Origin of the sequence: Runella defluvii, from assembly GCF_014195535.1 — a bacterium.
GTDB classification, from domain to species: Bacteria; Bacteroidota; Bacteroidia; order Cytophagales; family Spirosomataceae; genus Runella; species Runella defluvii.
Genome location: NZ_JACIBY010000011.1, coordinates 105,607 through 125,284 on the forward strand (window position 1 = coordinate 105,607; position 19,678 = coordinate 125,284).

9 protein-coding genes are annotated in these 19,678 nt (G+C 48.7%); all 9 read right to left on the reverse strand.

Features of this window, described 5'->3' with window-relative positions; all coding sequences use genetic code 11:
* Positions 1-50: 50 nt before the first annotated feature.
* The 9 genes from FHS57_RS22260 to FHS57_RS22300 all read right to left on the reverse strand — a co-directional run bounded on the left by FHS57_RS22260 (position 51) and on the right by FHS57_RS22300 (position 19,674).
* A complete protein-coding gene (locus tag FHS57_RS22260; protein ID WP_183977526.1) occupies positions 51-2,777 on the reverse strand; it encodes an alpha-d-galacturonidase in 2,727 nt (908 codons plus the stop codon).
* A 72-nt stretch (positions 2,778-2,849) separates the two neighbouring features.
* Positions 2,850-4,688: an exo-alpha-sialidase gene (locus FHS57_RS22265; protein ID WP_183977528.1), complete on the reverse strand. Its 1,839-nt coding sequence runs from the start codon at positions 4,686-4,688 to the stop codon at positions 2,850-2,852.
* Positions 4,689-4,866: 178 nt separating this feature from the next.
* The gene (locus FHS57_RS22270) at positions 4,867-5,769 is read right to left on the reverse strand and encodes a glycoside hydrolase family 43 protein (RefSeq protein WP_183977530.1); all 903 of its coding nucleotides are present in this window, start codon (positions 5,767-5,769) and stop codon (positions 4,867-4,869) included.
* Positions 5,770-5,822: 53 nt separating this feature from the next.
* Positions 5,823-8,945, reverse strand: coding sequence for a DUF6298 domain-containing protein (locus FHS57_RS22275; RefSeq protein WP_183977532.1), 3,123 nt, complete (start codon positions 8,943-8,945; stop codon positions 5,823-5,825).
* 240 nt (positions 8,946-9,185) lie between these two features.
* A complete protein-coding gene (locus FHS57_RS22280) occupies positions 9,186-10,913 on the reverse strand; it encodes a pectate lyase family protein (protein ID WP_229601422.1) in 1,728 nt (575 codons plus the stop codon).
* 104 nt (positions 10,914-11,017) lie between these two features.
* Positions 11,018-12,781, reverse strand: coding sequence for a RagB/SusD family nutrient uptake outer membrane protein (locus FHS57_RS22285; protein ID WP_183977534.1), 1,764 nt, complete (start codon positions 12,779-12,781; stop codon positions 11,018-11,020).
* A gap of 92 nt (positions 12,782-12,873) precedes the next feature.
* Positions 12,874-16,092, reverse strand: a complete 3,219-nt coding sequence (locus FHS57_RS22290) for a SusC/RagA family TonB-linked outer membrane protein (RefSeq protein ID WP_183977536.1) — start codon at positions 16,090-16,092, stop codon at positions 12,874-12,876.
* 151 nt (positions 16,093-16,243) lie between these two features.
* A complete protein-coding gene (locus tag FHS57_RS22295; RefSeq protein ID WP_183977538.1) occupies positions 16,244-16,876 on the reverse strand; it encodes a DUF3826 domain-containing protein in 633 nt (210 codons plus the stop codon).
* Between the two features lie 20 nt (positions 16,877-16,896).
* Entirely contained in the window at positions 16,897-19,674 is a 2,778-nt protein-coding gene (locus tag FHS57_RS22300) for a glycoside hydrolase family 95 protein (protein ID WP_183977540.1), read from the reverse strand.
* Positions 19,675-19,678 lie beyond the last annotated feature (4 nt).

A 19,678-nucleotide genomic window follows, 5' to 3' on the forward strand; every position in this document is an offset into this window, starting at 1 on the left:
GGCGCGTGGCTCTGCCGCGTGACAACTATTATCAGGCCTCTGGCCTGATGCTATTCAAACAACCAATCAATATTCTTCTTGTTGCCCGCCATGCCCGCGTCGAAAATAGGGATGGTTTGGTTTCCTTTCACAAAGCCCAACAAAAGGCACGCCCCTTTGCCCAGATTGAACGTATGCGTTCCCGCCCCAAATGAGTACGCGTGGACGTTGGCAGGTGGAAAACCATTGACCAAAACGGCATTTGAAATTTTGATTTCGGCTTGCCCGTAATCGTTGGCGCTGGCGTCGGTTTCTAACTCGGGAGTTGGTAAATAACTGGCTTTTTTTTCGTTAAAAAACCCAACCAATAACTTCACAGGCTCCTGCGTCGTGAAAGTCAGTGTAGTACGTTGCGATTGAAGTTGATTTTTGGCCAACTTAATTCCTTTCAACGCCTGTAATTCGGGCGCAATTCCGCTAATCACTGCCGCCGTATCACTAAAAACGGCTTGTCCTTTTACCGCCGAAAACCACGCTGCCTGCGGGCTTTGTAGGGTCACTTCGGCAGGTTGCAATAGCACCAATTGCTTGGTAGTCTGCGAACTATGGGTTTTGAGCGAATCTATTTTATGCTTAAACGTTTTCAACTCTTTTTCATAAACGGGCAGCATTTCTGTCCACGTTTTGTACGCACCCTCAAACCCACGCATCGGAATTTTGCGTTGCTGCGTTTGCATACTGTTGGCATACAAATAAGTATCTTTGGTCAAGGCAACGAGCTTAGCGTAATGGCTTACGCTTTTCTCCAAATGCGGTAATGCCTTCTCCAAATCACGAACATCGTTTGAGTACTTAAAACGTAGCGTTGCCAGTGCCGCACGCGCTTTCTCGGCATAGAAATTCGCCATGGCATCTTGGCAATGGACGTCGTTCCGAAGGCGACCAAATTCCTCCTTGTTTTGGGTAACACTTGCCGCCGCGCGCTCAATCGCCTCTACGGCCTTTTGTCCATGAACAACCACCTCATCGGCTACCTTCACGGGCGTTTCGCCAAGGTGCGGCTGTCGGTTCCAGTCTTTTTCTGCATACTCAATAATCATCTCACCCTCAGGCGCTTCCGATTCGTACATGAGGGTAAACAAACCGTATCGAAACGGATTAATGAGCTGCGTCATCAACATGCCCAACGTCAGCGTTTGGCGGTTTCCGTCCGTGATTCCGTAGCGGCGAAGGAGTTTAGGAGAAATTTCCCCCGTTTGTTCGTAGGCTTCCAACACGTCTTTGCCTTTATCGAGCGGTAAGCCGTATTTCTCTGCCAGTTGATTGCCCCAATAATTGATTTCGGCGGGGCGCTCCCGTTTTGAATTCCACGCGTAGCGCGCCCACGTTTTGTACCAAATCCAGTCACGATCCAGTTGAAAAAGGCGTTTTTCAGCTTTATCGGCCGTGTAAGGCCAATCCCAGTACGATGCCTGCGGGTACAAATGAAGGCCGTTGGCTTCGTACACGTTGTGCATAGCCTGCACCGATTTTTGAATAAAGTCAGCCGAACCGTACCGAAAAGGCTCCAAATTGGCCAAAATATGCACATTTTCAACGTGGACTGTCCCAATGCGACTCAGACTGCGGTGTAAATCGGCCCACTTACCGCGAGGCGTGTAGGTCGTTAGCGCTTCGCCGTTGTACTTGGCCATCGTATATAGGTTTTTATACAAAGGCAAAGCCGATTTCATCACCCGAGGGGCGTCGGTATCGTGGGCACGAAGCACAATGGGCGGCTCGGTCGTTTTTCCCAGGGCTTTAAGTCCGTCTTGCACGCCTGGAATAATGGTTTTGGTAAACCAATCGACGTCATCCTGCCCCTGCCCTTCCATCGCTTCACCGAGTGTAATCAATAAACCTACATTGGGATATTTTTCAACAAAAGCGGCAATGGATTTACGCGTGTAATCGGCAATCAAAGGCACAATCGGGCGGTTGCGGTCTTGGGTTTTAATGCCGTGTTTTTCAGCAAAAGGTTTAGAAACAATGATGTTGTAAAACATTTGAATCACCCAAATTCCGCGCTTATCGGCCTCGGTGGTGAGGAAGCTAAAAAGCGCTTCATTTTTTTGAAACGTTGCCTCATCCACCTCCAACGCGTATGGGTAGTCTTTCAATTTCACCAACGACGCAAACGGGTGTCCGTTCCACAAATAGAGCGAATTGTACCGATTTTCGACCATCATGTCTAAGTACCTAATCCACTGCGCTTTGTCGTATAACCACGGAAACGTCTCGGGAGTATAAGGATACTCATATACCTCACGACCAGGCAAATAGACGGGTTTTTGAATACCAATACAGGTACCACGTAGCACCATTTCGGGCTGGTCTTTGAGCGAAAGTTGTTGGGGTAAACGTTGGTTTTTCTTGAATTGCTCCGCTAATTCTAAACACCCGTACAAAGCCCCCGAAGCATCGCTCCCCGCCACAAACAACGGAGAAGTGGGCTGCTTGAGGAGTTCAAAACTTTCTTTGGAGGGATTGGCGGCAAGCGTGAGTTTTTGACCAAGTGTAAGTTTTTGAAAAACGGGGTCGGTGGCTACTCCAACGACAATTTGGTAGCTATTCTTGGCAATGCTTTTGTTTAAAGTCACTTGATAACCTGCAACGCTCAAGGCTGTTTTTAGCTTTTCTACCCCAAAATTCACCCGTGCGCTCGGGTCAGTTGCCCAGATGTTGACGGTTTGTTGGGAAAAAGCCGCCTTCGCCGAAAACAGAATAAGATATAGCCAATAAAAGGGTTGTTTTCTCATGAATTTTTATTTTTGGGAACACGGAGGTTCACAGAGTTAGACACAGAGTATCACGGAGTATGGCAAAAAACATCAGTTATTCGATGTTTTCAACGATTTTATGACAAATACAGCTTCCGACTCCACGGCGCTGCTGTTAGGCAAGTCGTAATTCTGGTCGGTGGGGGTGTCAGCATCGGGGAAACGGCGGACATCGCCCGTACGGAAAACGACCCGTTTGAACGAGGCTACGGGAGCGAAATAGACTTTTGCCCCCTTGCTTTGGCCATTTACAAACACATTAAAAATTCGTTTGCTTGGGTCGAGTTCGAGCCGAATTTCGTAGGCTTTGCCTGCTTCGTATTTCATAATGCCCGAATTTCGGTAGCCAACTTTGGCTTTCAGTTCCCCATCCACATCAAAAATCAAGCGCGTAGCGGCACTGCCTTTGGCATCTTGTAATTCAATGTGCAAGCGTCCTTTGTCGGTTTGTTGGGGAACAACCGTGAACGTAACCACCACTTTTTTGCTCTCAGGAATAACCCGTTCGGCTTTGGCGTAATCAAACGCATCGCTATCGCGTAGTACCAAGTTTTTGGAACCATCGGCGGCTTTTTCCATTTTTACTGACGCTCTAAGCGGGCTAAAAATATTCCAAAACTTCAGTTCATCTCCCGCGGGCAAGTCGTTGAATACGTCATTGACGTGCGTTTTTACTTCATCGGTAATGGGCACGGGAATTTTGGATACCCAAATATCCTCTTTGTTCATGCTATACGTCACCCACAAGTTTTTATCGGGTGGCGTGCCGTTGCCTTCTTCCATGCCACGAACGTATTGTGGCCCGTACGATTTGTAATTTCCCCCGTAACGCATGGACGTAATTTCGCCATTGACCAACAACAAGTTATCGTACGCGAGTCCATCTTTGCTAACCGATACCGCCAGCGGCCAACGAAACTCCGCAGGGTTATAAACCGTGGCATAGCGTCCATCGGACGTCCGTTGCCCCCAAATTTTGGCATTGCTGTTAACAAAGCCTGGCGCGCGTAATGGCGCGTACAACCACGTTTTGCCATTATCCTTGCTCACCGACGTCAAGGCGTGCTTCCACAAACCCACGACGTTTCCATTGGGTAAATGGTAGTAACTAAACGCCTTCAATTCCCGCTTCAACGGCACGAGCGGGTCGTCGCGGTCGGCTTCTTCGAGCCATTGCTGCATCATGAGCGGATTGGCCAACAGCTCGTTACATGCTTCCACAAAACCTGCATCGTTGGAAGTGGTATAAAACGGATAAGCCGATTTCGACTTATCCCAAGTAGCGTTGTGTCGAATAAAATAAATGGGGCCAAACCGCCCGTCGGCGTAAATTTCCCGCACCACGCGGCCAATTCCTTTCCCGTCGTTCGGATCGTCTTTGGCATCCAAGGCAATTCCATAATACGCCAATGTCAACAAGCGATTTTTCTTCGATACAAAAAATCCCATGCGTTGGTGCATGACAGCATCAAGGTTTTTGGCCACGCCTGCATACCCTTGTTTTGTCCAACCGTCAGGAATACGGTAAGTGGGAAAAAGCACCGTTGGGGTTGTCCATTGGTAGCCGTCTTTGGACGACGTAATAAGGGTAGCCCCTGGCGGCACGTGTTCCCCCACGGGGTTGCTCAAATAATGCAGGTAAAACGTGTTGTTCCAATACACCAGCATCGGGGCGTGGTTGTAAGTCCAATCCAACGCCGTGCCGCTTTTGTTTTCACGGTCGGCCCTGAATACCTGAATGTTATGCACTCCCACCGCAGGACTTAATTGCCCGTGGTGATAGTCCACATTAGAAAGTGTTTTGCCCACGTAACGTATGGTATCTTGGGCTTGGACGGTCGTGGTAATTAGCCAAGCCAAGAGAGAAATTAAATGGTGTTTGTAATTCATTTTTAGAAACGGTTTGTCAGGGCTAAAGCCCTTCTAGTTAGCTTTCCTTTCATGCCCCACGCTAAAGCATGGGGTTAATAGAACAGCATCGAGCCAGTGAAGATTATCCTAAAACCACGTCCTTTAGGGCGTGGAGCAGCCTTAGCTACTCAGCAAAAGGGCTTCAGCCCTGACCTACTCACTCCCGTAAGCCTTTCAGCACCTTCTTTTTGGCCTTAAAAATAGTCCCGTGCTTGTGGCCCTGCGGCACTAAAATATCCGCATTGGCGTCGCTAAAGGTTTTAAAATCTTGAGTCCGAACGGCGTCGTAGCGTTTATCTTGATAGGTGTCAAAATAAATCAGCCACTCATCACCCGTTTTCACGACCGAAGGGCCTTCCGTAAATTTTTTGCTAAATGGCACCGATACGTTTTCAAAAGGTCCTAACGGAGTTTTACCAAAAGCTACTTTTAGGTTTCGTTCGGGGCGAGTGTTATCTTTGAGTACCAACACATAGTCGTTTTTTTGACGCTTGACAATCACTGCATCAATCACACTAAAGCCTGGGTCAAAGAAAAGTTGGGTGGGGGTAAATGTCTTAAAATCTTTGGTCGTCGTGTAATACATGCGGTGATTATTGTCTTCGTCTTCGATGCCCCTAGGAAAACGAAACGGAATTGTGGAAGCCCAAATAATGACAAATCGATCGGCTTCGTCGTCGTAAAACAGTTCGGGGGCCCACACGTTGACGGTAGTTGGTTCGTGCGCCATCACGGGCAAGAGTCGTTGCTCCGACCAGTGAATCAGGTCTTTGGAACTGGCATACCCAAACCCTTTGTCTCCCTTCCAGCTCGTTGTCCATACCAAATGATACGTTCCGTCTTTCCCGTGCACCATTGAGGGGTCACGCATTACTTTCTGCGTACCGATTTCGGGTTTTAACAAGGTTTTATTGAGGTCATTCCAGTGGCGACCGTCGTAGCTGTACAGCATTCGTAAGCCCTCGTTGGCAGGCTCGTGGAAAGACGTAAATAGCCACACGTCTTTGCTGCACGAGCAGCATAAATAGGTAATGAGCAAAAGGGATAAAAGTCGTTTCATTGGAGAATGTTATCTGTTTTGAACCATTCCAAGGTTTCAAACCTTGGAATGGCTTATCTTTTTTGCAACCAAATGACCGAAGCCGTTCCCGTCGGGTTCTTCACCGTCACTACCGTTCCACCCTTTACTTGTTCTGCCGAAGTGGTCATTTCTCCCGTTTTTGGGGCAATAAACCGTACGGTGTAAGAGTGCGGAACTTGCGTTAAATCAAGCGATGCTTCGGAAGATTCGGTATATATGACAAATCCAACGTTGGCGTTTCCCAACACCCATTGCTGCGGAGAAGATACCAACGGCTTCATGGTGGGTAGGTCTTTCAAAAATTGCCCATCGGCCACCGAAGGGATACTTGCCATCGAGCCACCTGCCAACACTACTGCCCACCCAAAGGCTTCCTGCCCGTCGCCTGAATACATTACGGCTTTGTCGGGAAACTGTCGGCGGTATTCGCTCACGGCCCGATACACTTGGTCAAACGAACTTCGTTTGGGACTGAGCAGTCGGGCGTGCTGTCGGGGTGCCAAGTTTTGCCCTCCAGCGGGTGCATAAGCCGTGCCATTGGCTTGGTAGTGCCAGTAGCGAATGTCTATTATATCGACCGTCGCAGCGCGTGGAGCATCGGCCAAAATCGCGTCTTGAACGTCTTTGGTGGTACTGAGGCCGACCCACACATTCTTCTTTTTCTCTTTTTCCCACTCTCTAATAACATCCAGCCAAAACTGCACAAACGACAACGGCCCCGTATATTCGGCACTAATCAACTGAATGACCCCCGTTTGTTCCGAAAAATTATCAAGACATTGGCGAATATAAGCTCGGTGCAACTGCCGACGAACGGGGTGCGACACGTCATAAAACTGTTCGGCCATAAAAATCCGTTTGTCGCCTGCGTAAGGCACGGGCTCGGGAAAGCCTGTTTGGTTGAGGTTATTAGCAGGACGCCACGGAAAATCGGCGTAATGCGCTCCCGCTTCGATGATGTTGTGTTGGAAATAGTTTTGGTGAATCAGTACCAGCCCCTTTTGGTCGGCCAATTGGGCAAACTGCTGGAGGCGGCTCCAATACCACCGATTGTAACGGGTCAAGTCGTATTTACTAAGTCCGTCCCATGCGGTTTCTTTGCCACTTCGCGCAAAAGGCAACTCATAAAAAGGCGTCCAAACCTCGCCGTCCATCCGTCGAATGCGCTCGTGGTCATCGCGGCGGCGGTCATACCAAAGGCCATAATTGTGGTCAATCGCCAACACATTATTGGCTTTCATCCAGTCACTAACCTCGTTCAGGTCGTCGGTCAGGCCGCGTCCCGTCATCCGAGGCACAAAGCGGGTTAAATGGGGTTTGGCATTTTCCAACCCATGCGGACGCGCGCTTCCATTCCACCAAGTCACATCCTGTCGCTTGCCCGTTTGAACGGTATTCCCGCGCACCAACCAACCATTTTGAAGGGTCAAAGCAGGGGCATTCGTAGGCTTCGACGCCGTTGGCAAACCAAGTTGTTCGATTGTTTTTGCCGTTGTTTGGGTTGGAATGGGCTGTCTTTCGGGGGCTTTTTGAATAAATTCGTCTAAGGTCAAAATAGGTTGCTGCGCCAACTTTGTCAACGCTATCGCCACCTCTACTTTGGGGCTACTCGACGCTTCGGACTCGACGGGCATTAAAATCATCCGCGCCTTTGTCGATTCGCCCAGGCGGTCAGCCAATTGCGCGTAGTATAAGCTTCGGGGGCGAATGTGTTCGTTGGACATTTCCCAATGCCCATTTCCCGCAAACTGCGCCCACGTACCAAACGCCCAATTTTCAGCCGTAGGGGGCTTTGGACAATCGACTTTGGCCGCTGTGCATTGCCAAAATACGCTGTTGGCCGCCGTCCAGCCTGCCCCTTGACCGTCTTGTCCACGGTTTCCAAAACTAAGGGCATTTCCATCACTATTCACAATGTCAAACAATACACCCGACGCCCAACTGTCAATCGTCCCGCTGAAACTATGCGGCTCATGCGATTCGCATTGCACAAAGGCGTTGGGACCTGCCGCACAATATCCCACTGCAAAATCGTGGTAGCCGTTTTCGGCATACAAACGCTGAAAAAGCCCTTGTTGTCCTTGCGTAAAAAAAGTATAACGACGTTCTCCGCCAATTTCTGAAATAGGCTCCAACGCTCGGCAATCCTCGACGGTAACGCGACGAGCAGCGGCCAAAACGCTCACAGCCGCTCCTGCAAAGTGTTTGAATGTCACTTGACGTACCCAAGCGTCTTGGACATTGTCTAGCGAAATCCCTACCCAACGGTGGTCTTCATCTTTGGGATTAGAAACATCGTAAGCCGATACCAGCCTCAGGTTTTCCACCCCTACGTTGGTAATCGTGTTTTGTTGTTGATAAACTCGTATGCTTCCGCCTCCGTACGACGCATCTAATGCGGTCGTCAAGGGGGCATCAAGCGTTAATTCATTGCCCGAAATGGCCGTAATCGTTCGATCCCAATAGCTGTCTCGTTGTCCCGCTTTCCAGCCCAGCGCCGTCACACCTCCGCCAAAGTGCTCCGTCCCAAGGGCTTGAATCCATTCTTTGGTCGAAGGGCGGTGTATTTGGATAGCATCTCCTACTTTTAGCCCCGACGCATCTTCCACGGCCAATGTCATCGCATTGACGGGTACGTACGGGTTTGTGATTCGTAAACGGCTCTTTGATAGCACATTTTGTCCACCAATGACATTGACCAAATGCTCCCGCGACGTACCTGCACCTATGATGGTGGTTCCGTTTTCGGTCATGCCACTTCCGCGCAGCACAACTCCTGAGGCTTTCAAGCTCAGTTGACCCGCCACTTCAAACGTTCCTTTTCCCAACAAAACCGTTCCTCTAAATCCATTTTTATCCAAGGGTAAGGTGGCTACGTACTCAATCGCTGCCTGAATGCGGTTAGTGGCATCGCCTTTTTGCGCATTCACTACTACCCGAATCGGCACGTCGGGAATGGACTCGGCTCCCGCCCGATACCCACAGTACGAAAAGTCAGGAAGGCGGTTGCCGAGTGAATCGGGGGTATAAAGCATTTTGCCCTGTTCGTTTTGAAAAACAGGGGGTTGTTTTTTGACGGGTTTGGGAGTTTGAGCCTGAAGCTCTGCGCCCATTACCACCGTCAGGAACAATAGTTTATGTAAAAATATTCTCAAAACGGATATTGACTTATTCGTTTATGTATTCGGTCGGGTTGTGAGCAACCCTCACCACGATTTACTTATTCGTTTATGTATTCAGTCGGGTTGTGAGCAACCCTCCACACTGCTGAGCAATCCTCTCCACGAAAATAATAGACACAGAGTGACACGGAGTTTTTCACGGAGTTACACGATGTATCAAACTCTGTGAAACTTGGTGCCTAACTTCGTGCAACTCTGTGTCCAAAAGGAAAACTATGGTTTTACCTGTTTCACCGAAACGACGCTGTTGAGGTAGTCTTCGATGTTGGTATAACCGTCTTTGTTTTTATCCAAACGCGCATCCGAAGGGTCACGAGGATTTAGTCCGTTTTTGGTTTCCCACGTATCGGGCATTCCGTCGCTGTCGGTATCCACGTAAGGCGTTCCTTTGTATTCAGGATACCCACCGACTTGAGAAATATCGGTAATGATTCCTTGCTTGTACGAATCAATCGGCAAGCGACGGTGCTTAAACTGTGTTTCGGGCAGTTTGACGCCTTCTAAGTACGTAATTTTTCCCGTACGAACTTGCTCCACAATGCGTGTATCTACGGGGTCGCGCTTCGGCAATGTTGCCCCCGCATTGGCTAACACGTAGTCGTGGGCTTTTGGGGTGGTCAAAATCGTCATTTCTGGCATGGGAAGTGGCTTGTTTACTTTGATGTCGGGCATGTACTTGTCGGCATTTTTGAAATTTTCGACTTGTACACCACCGTTCCAGTTGTCTTTGGTCACCACGTCGTTTCCTTCCACCACGTTGCCATCCACATAAGCACGTCCAAAGGTCAAGTACCCCAGCTTACTTCTCCCTGATTCAGGTTTCAAAATACGATACCCAATAGGTGAATCTTTTGGTGTTAGTGGGCCAGGTTTGAAATAATTATTGACAATGTTGTACATGGCGCGGTAATCGCCACCGTCCACCGAGCGGTGTACCCAGTTGAACACTACGTTGTTGACAAAATTAAAAACACCAAACCAGCCAATCGACGGGTTACGACCAGCGTTGTCGGCCCAAAGGTTGCGCATAAACGTACAGTTTTCGCCCCCCAACGTGCTTCCAAAGGCGTGATTCCACGTATCTAATGCTTCGGAAAAAATGGAATTTTGAATGGTAATATTGACCGTAGGTAACTTTTGCTCAGTTGTCCCCGTGCTGTCGTTGTACATGTGGCGATACATCGACATGTTTTCGTCTAAGCCCCAGCTCGATGACACGTGGTCGATGATGATATTTCCAATCGGATTGCCACCAATCGAATCGTCGCGACGACCGACGTTGGTCTCTCCCCGACGAAAACGCATGTAGCGAATCACGACATCGTGGGTATTGATCCAAACCGACTCTCCCGCCACGCACACCCCATCACCTGGGGCTGTCTGCCCTGCAATCGTAATGTAAGGTGCCCGAATAATAAGCGGTGATTTGAGTCGGATAATACCTGCTACGTTAAAGACCACCGTACGCGCACCTCCCTGTTCGCAAGCATCGCGAAGGGTTCCTGGGCCACTGTCTTCGAGGCTCGTCACCACATATACTTTACCACCACGTCCACCAAACGAAAATGCGCCGCCACCCTCTGCCCCTGGAAAGGCTGGAATCGACGCTTGGGGCAAATCGACGGGCCGCGCCGCCCACGGGATGTAGGGTTTGCCTTCGCGGGATTCTTTTTGAATGATGGGCAACGCCTTTTGCCAAGCAATATTCGACTGATGCATCGCTTCTTTGAGCATATCGTCGCTGGCTTTTTGGATGTCTTGGGGGACTTGCGGATACTGGGCCAAAACGAGTTGTTTTGTTACCAGTAACACCGCTATCACCAAAAGTGATGAAAATTTAGCCCGCAGATAACGCAGATTTTCAAGCGCTGATAGCCGCAGATTTTTCAAAAAACCAGTATTGTATAATTCTAAGTCTGGTGTGATTACTGTCTCTGTCATAGATTTGGTTTGTTTTAACTCTCCCTTACAGTACGCCATCTCAGTCTTTCAGACGAGAGAGCTTATACCCCTTCTCCTAAAAGGAGAGGGGGCAGGGGGTGAGGTTATTTTAAAGGATCAAAGCCGCCGCCCCAGGTATTGTTTTGAATAATCTTAGGATTATTATCAATGGCTGACTGCGGGATGGCAAAGAAATAATATTCTGGTTTCCAATTGATTGCGTACTTAGTATCCAATTGTTTTGTCACAATGGTGAAATAATTGGTATAGGCCACATCCAAATCAACGTTGTCGCGCGTGGTAGCAAAATCGGCAGGTACGCCCGTTGTTTTAAGGTTAATGGTCACGCCTGTTCTTCTTTTACCGTTGAGGGTTTTCTCAATGAGTTTCCAACGACGCAAGTCCCAAAAACGCTTTCCTTCAAAGGCAAACTCAATCTGGCGCTCAAACAAAATCGCCTCAAACATCTCGGCACGCGTCATGTTGGCTTTTAGGCCGTACAAGCCGTCGGTTCCTGCTTCAATTCCCGCTCTTTTGCGGATGGCTTTGAGGTGGGTATAAGCCTCTTCGAGACTATTAATTCCACAGGCACTTTCGGCCAAATTAAGCAATACTTCCGCAAAACGAATCTCAATCCAATCCGTACCCGAGTACTGCACATCGCTCACGCCCACGGTTGGGTTGATGGCTTTACGCGTGTAAAAACCAGTGTTTGAAGCTTTCGTTTCTACCGTTTTACCACCAGCAAAATACGTCCAAAGTTTATAAGAAGTATTCCCATTTAAAGGCCAATTGGCACCATTGTACGCGATGGTTTTGTCAAAACGAGGATCACGGTTTTTGTAGAACAATTGGTCAGAATAGGTGTATTTGGTCGATTCACCCACTTTTTTCCCGTCTTTCATCGGAAACGCTTTGACCATTTCCCACGAAGGCTGGTTAGAGCCTCCTGCTGTTCCTGCGTACGATGGGCGCGTCGAATTGTCGTAGCCGTTGTTTTTCTTGGTTTGGTCGCCCGTTGAGGTATTAAACCCCGTCAAGAAAACCGCCTCTGGGTTGTTCGCTTCCTGAAACCACAACTGGTCAAACGAGGCATGTAAACCGTATCCGTTGGCCACCAGCAAATCATACGCTTGTTTGTTGGCCGCGTACGAAGCCTGCCATTTAGCCGCATCGTCGGTTGGGTTAAATTGTGGACTGGCAGCATACAAAAGTGCGCGTCCTTTGAGCGCGGCCGCACCTCCTTTGGTGATGCGTCCCCAATCTGATGAGCCCCACTTTCCTGGCAGAAACAACATCGCTGAGTCTAAGTCACTGACAATTTGCTTATACGTTTCGGTCGTCGTATTTCTTGACAAAAACGCGGCATCACGCGCTTCAACTCCCACAGCCTGAAGGGGTTTCGTCACCAAAGGCACGCCTCCGTACAAACGAACCAAGTCAAAATAACGCCAAGCCCGAAAGAACTGCGCCTGTGCATTGAGGCGATTTTTGGTCGCCTGCGCAATGGTTCCACCGTTTACATCATTGATAAAGGTATTGATTACTCGAATTTTCCCGTAGTTGTTTGTTGCATTGAGCGCCGTTCCAAAATCAGCTACGTCATTGACTAACAGCGTTCCTTCAAAAAACTTGCTTTCACCCGACGACTCATCCGAAAGATCGGGGCGCGTTCCCCACGTGCCTCCCCACGAAGCAGGTAAGTTCTGGTCGTAAATGTAGTCTAAGTTCATCCGAGCCAGCACCGAGTCTTTAAAAATAAGGCTTCCGTTGACCGAACCTAAATCGGTTTTATCGAGTACCTTTTCGCAACTTGCCAGTCCAAGCAGTCCCAAAAGGCTGAGTATAGAAAAATAGTTCCGTTTCATTGTTGTCATTTGTTTTGTGGCGAACCACCTTTTTTGTTCATTACTAACAGGTTATGGCGCGGTTGTAAGCAGCCGCAACCACTGCACTTTCACTACAAACCAAGGTTAACACCCAGCGAGAACGAGCGCAACGTTGGATACGCATCGTAGCTTCCTGAGTACACTTTGTAGCTGTATGGATTGTAGAAATTGAACGGATTTACCGCCACCAGATATACCTTCAAGTTGCTCATACCCAATTTTTTTGCGGCCTTCGCAGGTAATCCATACGATACGTTGAAGTTGCGCATACCCGCGGTAAAAGCATTGACAAACCAAAAATCGGATTGAACCTGATAGGTATCTTTATAGTAAGGGCTTGGGTAAGTTGCTGTGGTGTTTTCGGGCGTCCAGTGGTCAGTCCAAAACTGCGGACGATTGGCCGTCAAGGTCGCTTGCGCACGTGCCGTTGATTCAACTACCCCTTGTCCACCAAACGACGCTCCCATTACGACCGAGACCGACAGGTTTTTGTAGGTAGTGCTTACGTTGAAACCTAATCCGTAATGATTATTTGCTTTTTTGGTTAAGAACAACTGGTCATCCGTCGTAATTTTCCCGTCGGGAGCAGTGTATTGTCCTGTTGCATCTTTGGGGCCTCTCACGTCTTGATAATAAAGCATTCCTGGCTTGGGAGCAGCCCCGAAAATGGTATAACCTGGATTTTTCTCCAACCAGCTGTCCACGTCTTGCTGCGTACGAAACATCCCCGCATACTGGTAGCCTTGCACGCCCATGTCAGTAGATTTTCCGATGGGGTCTTCGTAAGTGCCAATTTTACCTTTGTCCACATCCACAATCAACTGTTTGTTATCGCTCCATGACAAAAACGCATTGACTTTATACGTCCAGTCGTTGGTAATTTTATCAGCCCAGCCCAACGAAATTTCGTAACCAAAACCATCGACCGACGCATAGTTTTCCGACGGAAGAGTAGCCCCAACGAGCAACGGCACCGACGACGTAAGAGCCGTAAGCATGTTGTAACGATGGTCATAAAAGGCATCTAACCCCAGCGACAAGCGATTTTTCATGAATTGAGCATCAATCCCGAAGTTGTACTTGGTGTTGTTATCCCAACGTGCCTGACGGTTGGCCATGGCGTTGTTAGGAGAAATAATCAACGGACGGTCGCTGTTTCCGCCAAATACGGCTCCTTTGCCCGTTTGGATAGAATAACTCGTCAACCAGTTGTAGGCTTTGGTGGCATCTCCCCCCATGAACCCAAGCGACCCACGGAATTTCAGGAAGTCCACAAAAGACACGTTGTTTTTGAAGAAATTTTCGTCCGAAATCACCCAACCTGCCGATACCGACGGGAAAAAGCCCCAACGATACTCGGGAGCAAAGTTGGTAGAAGCATCGTAGCGTGCCGCAACTTCTAACAAATATTTATTGCCATAATTGTAATTGATACGACCTGCATACGACAAGTTTCCTGACTCTGATTGGCTTTCAGAAGCCGTTTGAGTACCTGTGGCATAACGCATATTGGGCAGCCCGCCGATGATGACACCTTCGGCCATGGCGGCTACGTTGTCGTAGTTGGTTTCTGATTGTTCAAAAAAGGCAATTCCCGAAACATGATGTTTCCCAAATTGGCGGTCGTAGTTCAAATAGCCGTTAAATTGGTACGTGTCATTGTAACTTGGGTTGATGCGTACACGGTCGCCGTTGTTCATAGAAACCGTCCGTAAAATATCGCCTCCGTAAATGTGCTTATTCTGGCCTAACATACTGAACGCATAGACATTGTACTTCGTCCCGTATTGCTTTCCGAAGCTATTATCAAGGGTTTTGGCAAACAATACGCGGGCTTTCAAGCCTTTGATAAACGGAATTTCGTAGTTAATATTAGCCGTTACGTTCAAGCCCGTGTTGCGCGTACGAGTAAAATTGTCAGAATTTTGTACTTCAAAAAAGTGAAACGCGTCAACCGTGTTTACGTTGCTGGCATTTGATAACAACACAGGCAGGCCATTGATATACGGCGGATTAAACTGCGGTGTATATAGCAACGACTTCATGTCGTTTTCGGGGTTTTCGCCGCCTTGTTTGAGGTAATACATTTGTTTGTCGTACAAATCACCACTCAACGACAAACCCGTCTTCAAGCCCTTTGCCACGGTAATATCTGCACTTGCTCGGAAGGTCCATTTGTTGGCGTTAATCTTGTCGAAATTGGCATTTTGGGCATTGTACGTAATACCCGCAAAGTACGTAGCCCGCTCACTTCCTCCGCTCACATTAAGCGCATGACGCATCACTGACGACGGTTTCCACGCCATTTTTAACCAATCGTAGTTGTTTTGTTTAAAATGGTCGAGTTCGTCTTGGGTATAAATCAATGGGTCGGTAGCGGTCTTTCCTCCAGCAAAATTAAGGTCGTTCATGTAGGTAGCATGTTCATACCCATTCATCATTTTGGGCAACATAGCTGCATCCGATACCCCTACCGAACCACTGTAGCTAAACTTCGGGGCACCTGCTTTTCCGCGTTTGGTACTTACTACCACTACCCCTTGGTTAGAACGCGCTCCGTAAATAGCCGCTGCGGCATCTTTCAAGACCGAAATGGCTTCCACTTCTGATACGTCCAAAAGGTTAAAATCATCCTCGGTTCGTACCACGTTGTCAATCACAAACAAAGGGCGTAGCGTACCACCGTCTTTAGATAAAATAATTGGATTCCGAACCGTCAGCTGGGCATTGTCCCCTGGGCGGCCCATTCCTCCCGAAACGCCTACCCCTGGCATTTGCCCCTGCAACGCCGCCGACAAACTCCCGACGGGCAGTTCTTGAATGGCTTTCATGTCAACAACAGCAACGGCTCCCGTAAGGCTCACTTTTTTCTGCGACCCATAACCGACTACGACTACCTCGCTGATGGAAGCCACGTCATCGTCGAGGGTTAAGTTAATATTGGTTTGGCCATTGACGGCCACTTCGCGCACTTTATACCCTACTGAGCTAATCACCAAGATTTCGTTCCCTTTGGGTACATCAATTTTAAAATTCCCTTCGCCGTTGGTAAATGTTCCTACTTTTGAACCTTTGATAATCACGTTGGCCCCTGGAATGGGTTGCCCAGCAGCGTCCTTTACATTTCCTGTTACGGTAATGGCGGCCGTTTTCACGGTTGTTTTTGGGGCAGTTCCTCCGTGTTTTTCAGCGTAGGAAACTCCCATAAAACAAACAGCTACTACCGCCGTGAGACATGCCTTGGCGAGGCTTTTGTCCCATGTTAGTTTGGTTTGTAAAAAAGGATTCATTGAAGAGTAATTGGATTAGTTGTGAACTTAAATTGAGGTTTAGTAATTGGTATTTTTCAATCGCGGTTGTGAGCAACCGCTTACACAGAGGCGTGGTTGTGAGCAATCACGTGCATAGAGGCGCGGTTGTGAGCAACCGCTTACACGGGCATTAGGATTTGTTTTTTGCTTCTTTGATTCGTTTTTCCCAGTCTTGACCCGCCTTTTTCATGTCAATTCCTTGGGCCGATAAGTAGTTGTTGATTTTTCCTTTGTACTTGCCAAACCACGCATGTTTTTTCTCCGACGTATCGGCATCCATGGCCAACTCGCGGGCTTCGGTGAGCCACGTTAGGATTTGGACTTTTTGGGTTTCGGTCAAATCGGGCAGCATTTCTTGGTAGCCACGGTACGTTTTGGGCAATACCCCGTACGTCATTCCGTCTTTCACTTGGTCCACTTGGGCGGGCGTAAGTTCTTTGGCAAGGTCGGCCAAGTAATTTTTGTGCAATTGCCCCAGTTGAGCGTTCGTTTCTGCCTCCAACTGTTTTGTTTTTTCTTCCGACGGGTCGGTCAACGTTTTTTTAGCCGCCTTTACGCCTTCGTGAAGGGTATTCAAATCGAGGTATTGCTTGGCTACGCGGTGGCTTACCCGTTTGAACTGAGCAGAATCAGGCAGTTGCAACGCCGCCACTATCTTTTGGGCACGCTGCATTACTACTTGTTCATACGCGATTTCTTTGTCGTTGGCTTGCCCCAATGCAGTCGTGGCTACAACCCAGAAAACAAACAACAGTCTTTTCATTTTCAATTAGTTATATTTATTTAAAACTCTTTCAATTCAATCGTTTGCCCTTTTTGGATAACCAACTCTCGTACTTTCCCAGCGTAGCGAAGGGTGCAAGGGTTTCCCGCCACAGACGTGATTTTTACGTAGGTGAGTTTGCCTTGTTTCCAACTCACATCTAGTTCAAAACCACCACGCGCTTTAATGCCTCGGATATTTCCTTTGGGTAAGTCTTGGGGCAATGCAGGGAGGAGGTCAATGTACTTGGTGTGGCTTTGTAGCAACATCTCGACGATGCCTGCCGAGCCACCAAAATTGCCGTCAATCTGAAACGGTGGGTGGGCGTCAAACAAGTTGGCGTACGACCCGCCTGCTCCCGAAGCAGGGCGCAACAGCATTTTGACCATTTTTTGGGCGTGTTCACCGTCTTTAAAACGTGCCCAAAAGTTGATTTTCCACGCCAAACTCCAGCCTGTCCCTTCGTCGCCACGGTACAGCAGCGATTGGCGGGCGGCTTTGGTCACCTCAGGTGTTTCATCCCAATTGATTTCGTTACCTGGGTGTAGCCCCCACAAGTGCGATACGTGGCGGTGTTTGTTGGTGGTATCGTCTTTGTCTTCGAGCCATTCTTGCAACTGCCCATATTTCCCAATTTGGTTAGGGGCAATTTGAGCGTAGGTAGTTTGCAAGGTTTTGCGCCATGCATCGTCAGTTTTTAGTACTTCCGACGCCGCGATGCAGCTTTTAAGCAATCCGCGAATGATTTGGTGATCCATCGTTGGCCCTGCCACCAGCCCGCCGTTTTCGGGCGAATTGGAAGGTGTACTAATCAGCCAACCTGTTTTGGGGTCTTTGACCAAAAAATCCACAAAAAACGCCGACGCTTCTTTCATCATCGGGTAGGCGGTTTTTTGCAAAAATTCACGGTCTTGGGTAAACAAGTAGTGTTCCCACAGGTGCTGGCAAAGCCACGCCGCCCCCGTGACCCAAATACCGTGATTGGAGGCGTTGATGGGGGTGGTATTGCGCCAAATATCGGTATTGTGGTGCACCACCCAGCCGCGCGCGTTGTAGTAGGTGCGAGCCGTTTCTTGCCCTGCTACCGACAATTCTTTGATCATTTCCAACAACGGCTCGTGCAACGGCGAAAGGTTCAGCACTTCGGCTCCCCAATAGTTCATCTCGGCGTTGATGTTCGTGGTATATTTACTTCCCCAGGGCGGCGCTAATAAGTCGTTCCAAATCCCCTGCAAGTTGGCGGGGCGGGTCTTGGGGCGTGAACTCGAAATCAGCAAATAACGACCATATTGTACGTATAACGCCATCAAGGCAGGGTCTGGGGTTTGGCCAAACTGTGCAAGTCGTTGCTGGGTTGGTAGGTTTTCGGCGGCGCTTTTACCCAAATCAATCGAGAACGTTTGGTAATACGATTGGTATTCTTTACTGTGCGCTGTTAGTATTTCTTCGTACGTTTTTTTGCCAATTTTCGTCATCGTTTGTTGACACAACGCTACGGGATTGGCCGAAATATCTTGGTAATTGACGTAGTTCGTCGCTGCTGTTAGGTAAAACGTGACGTTGTCGGCTTTTTCAATTTCAATGCCTTGGTCGGTGCATTTAAGCGTGCCATTTTGCAACTGCACTGTCAGGTAGCTTTCTCCTTTCAACGCGCCATTTTTTACCTTTACCGACAATGCCAACGTATGCTTGTCCAGGCGGCGAAGTAAGTAGCCTTTGTGCGGACTGCTCAACGCAGCCGTGAGGGATAAGCTGGCTTTGCGGTCAGCTTCTAAGCGAACAACCATGACTTGCTGAGGTTCACTCACAAAATACGTTCGGGTAAAATGCGTTCCGTTGGTGCGAAAGCTGGTTTTACAAAGTGCGTCCGACAGACGAAGCTCGCGACGGTAATCGCTGATTTCGCCCAAATCTGAAAGCGTCAACGTCAAATCCCCAAACGGCTGATAATCGGCCTGGTATTTGGGTGTCGCAGGGGGATTTTCGTCCTGAATTTTGTATTTCCACGGTTTTACCAACGAAATCAACGCAGTCGGTTCGTCTTCAGGATACAACCCGATGGGCCGCGAAGTATCTTTATAACCTGCAATTCCACCTTTGTCAAAAAAGTTAATCACCTGAATGGCAATCACATTGCTGCCTGGTTTCAATAAATTGGCAGGGATGCGGTATTTTCTAGGGTCAAGGCTGTTGGTAGTTCCAATCAATTGCCCATTGACGTACGTCAGGTCATAATCACGAACGCGGTTTAGGTCCAGCACTATGCTTTTCCCTTGCCAGTTGGCAGGAACGTCAACGGTCGTACGAAACCAAACGGCTCCATCCAACCCTTCAAAACCAATGGCTTCCCAGCCTTCGTAGGAAGGCACAGGCATGGTTTCCCAGCGGGCATCATCAAAGTCCATCAACGCAGGATTGCCCACCAAGCCCTTCAAGGCCAGCATGTCAGCCGTCCATTGTTCTTTTTTGCCTTCTTGGGTTTTTAGCCCCATAAAATGTATTTCGGCCAGTTGTTCGGCGGCTTTTTGCTTTCCTTCGGCCAACAACTGACGGATTTCGGCTAGGTACTTCGCCGCATCTTGTCGGTTTGGGTTACGTGGCTCGCCCGTCCAGAGGGTTTCTTCGTTGAACTGAATACGGTCTTTTTTTACCCCTCCAAACACCATTGCCCCCACTCTGCCGTTGCCAATGGGCAACGCTTCCGTCCATTTTTCGGCAGGAGTATTGTACCACAGTTGGTAGTCCTGTGCGTACCCCCAAAAAGGAAGTAGAAGGATATGAAAAAGGAGTTTTTTCATCCGT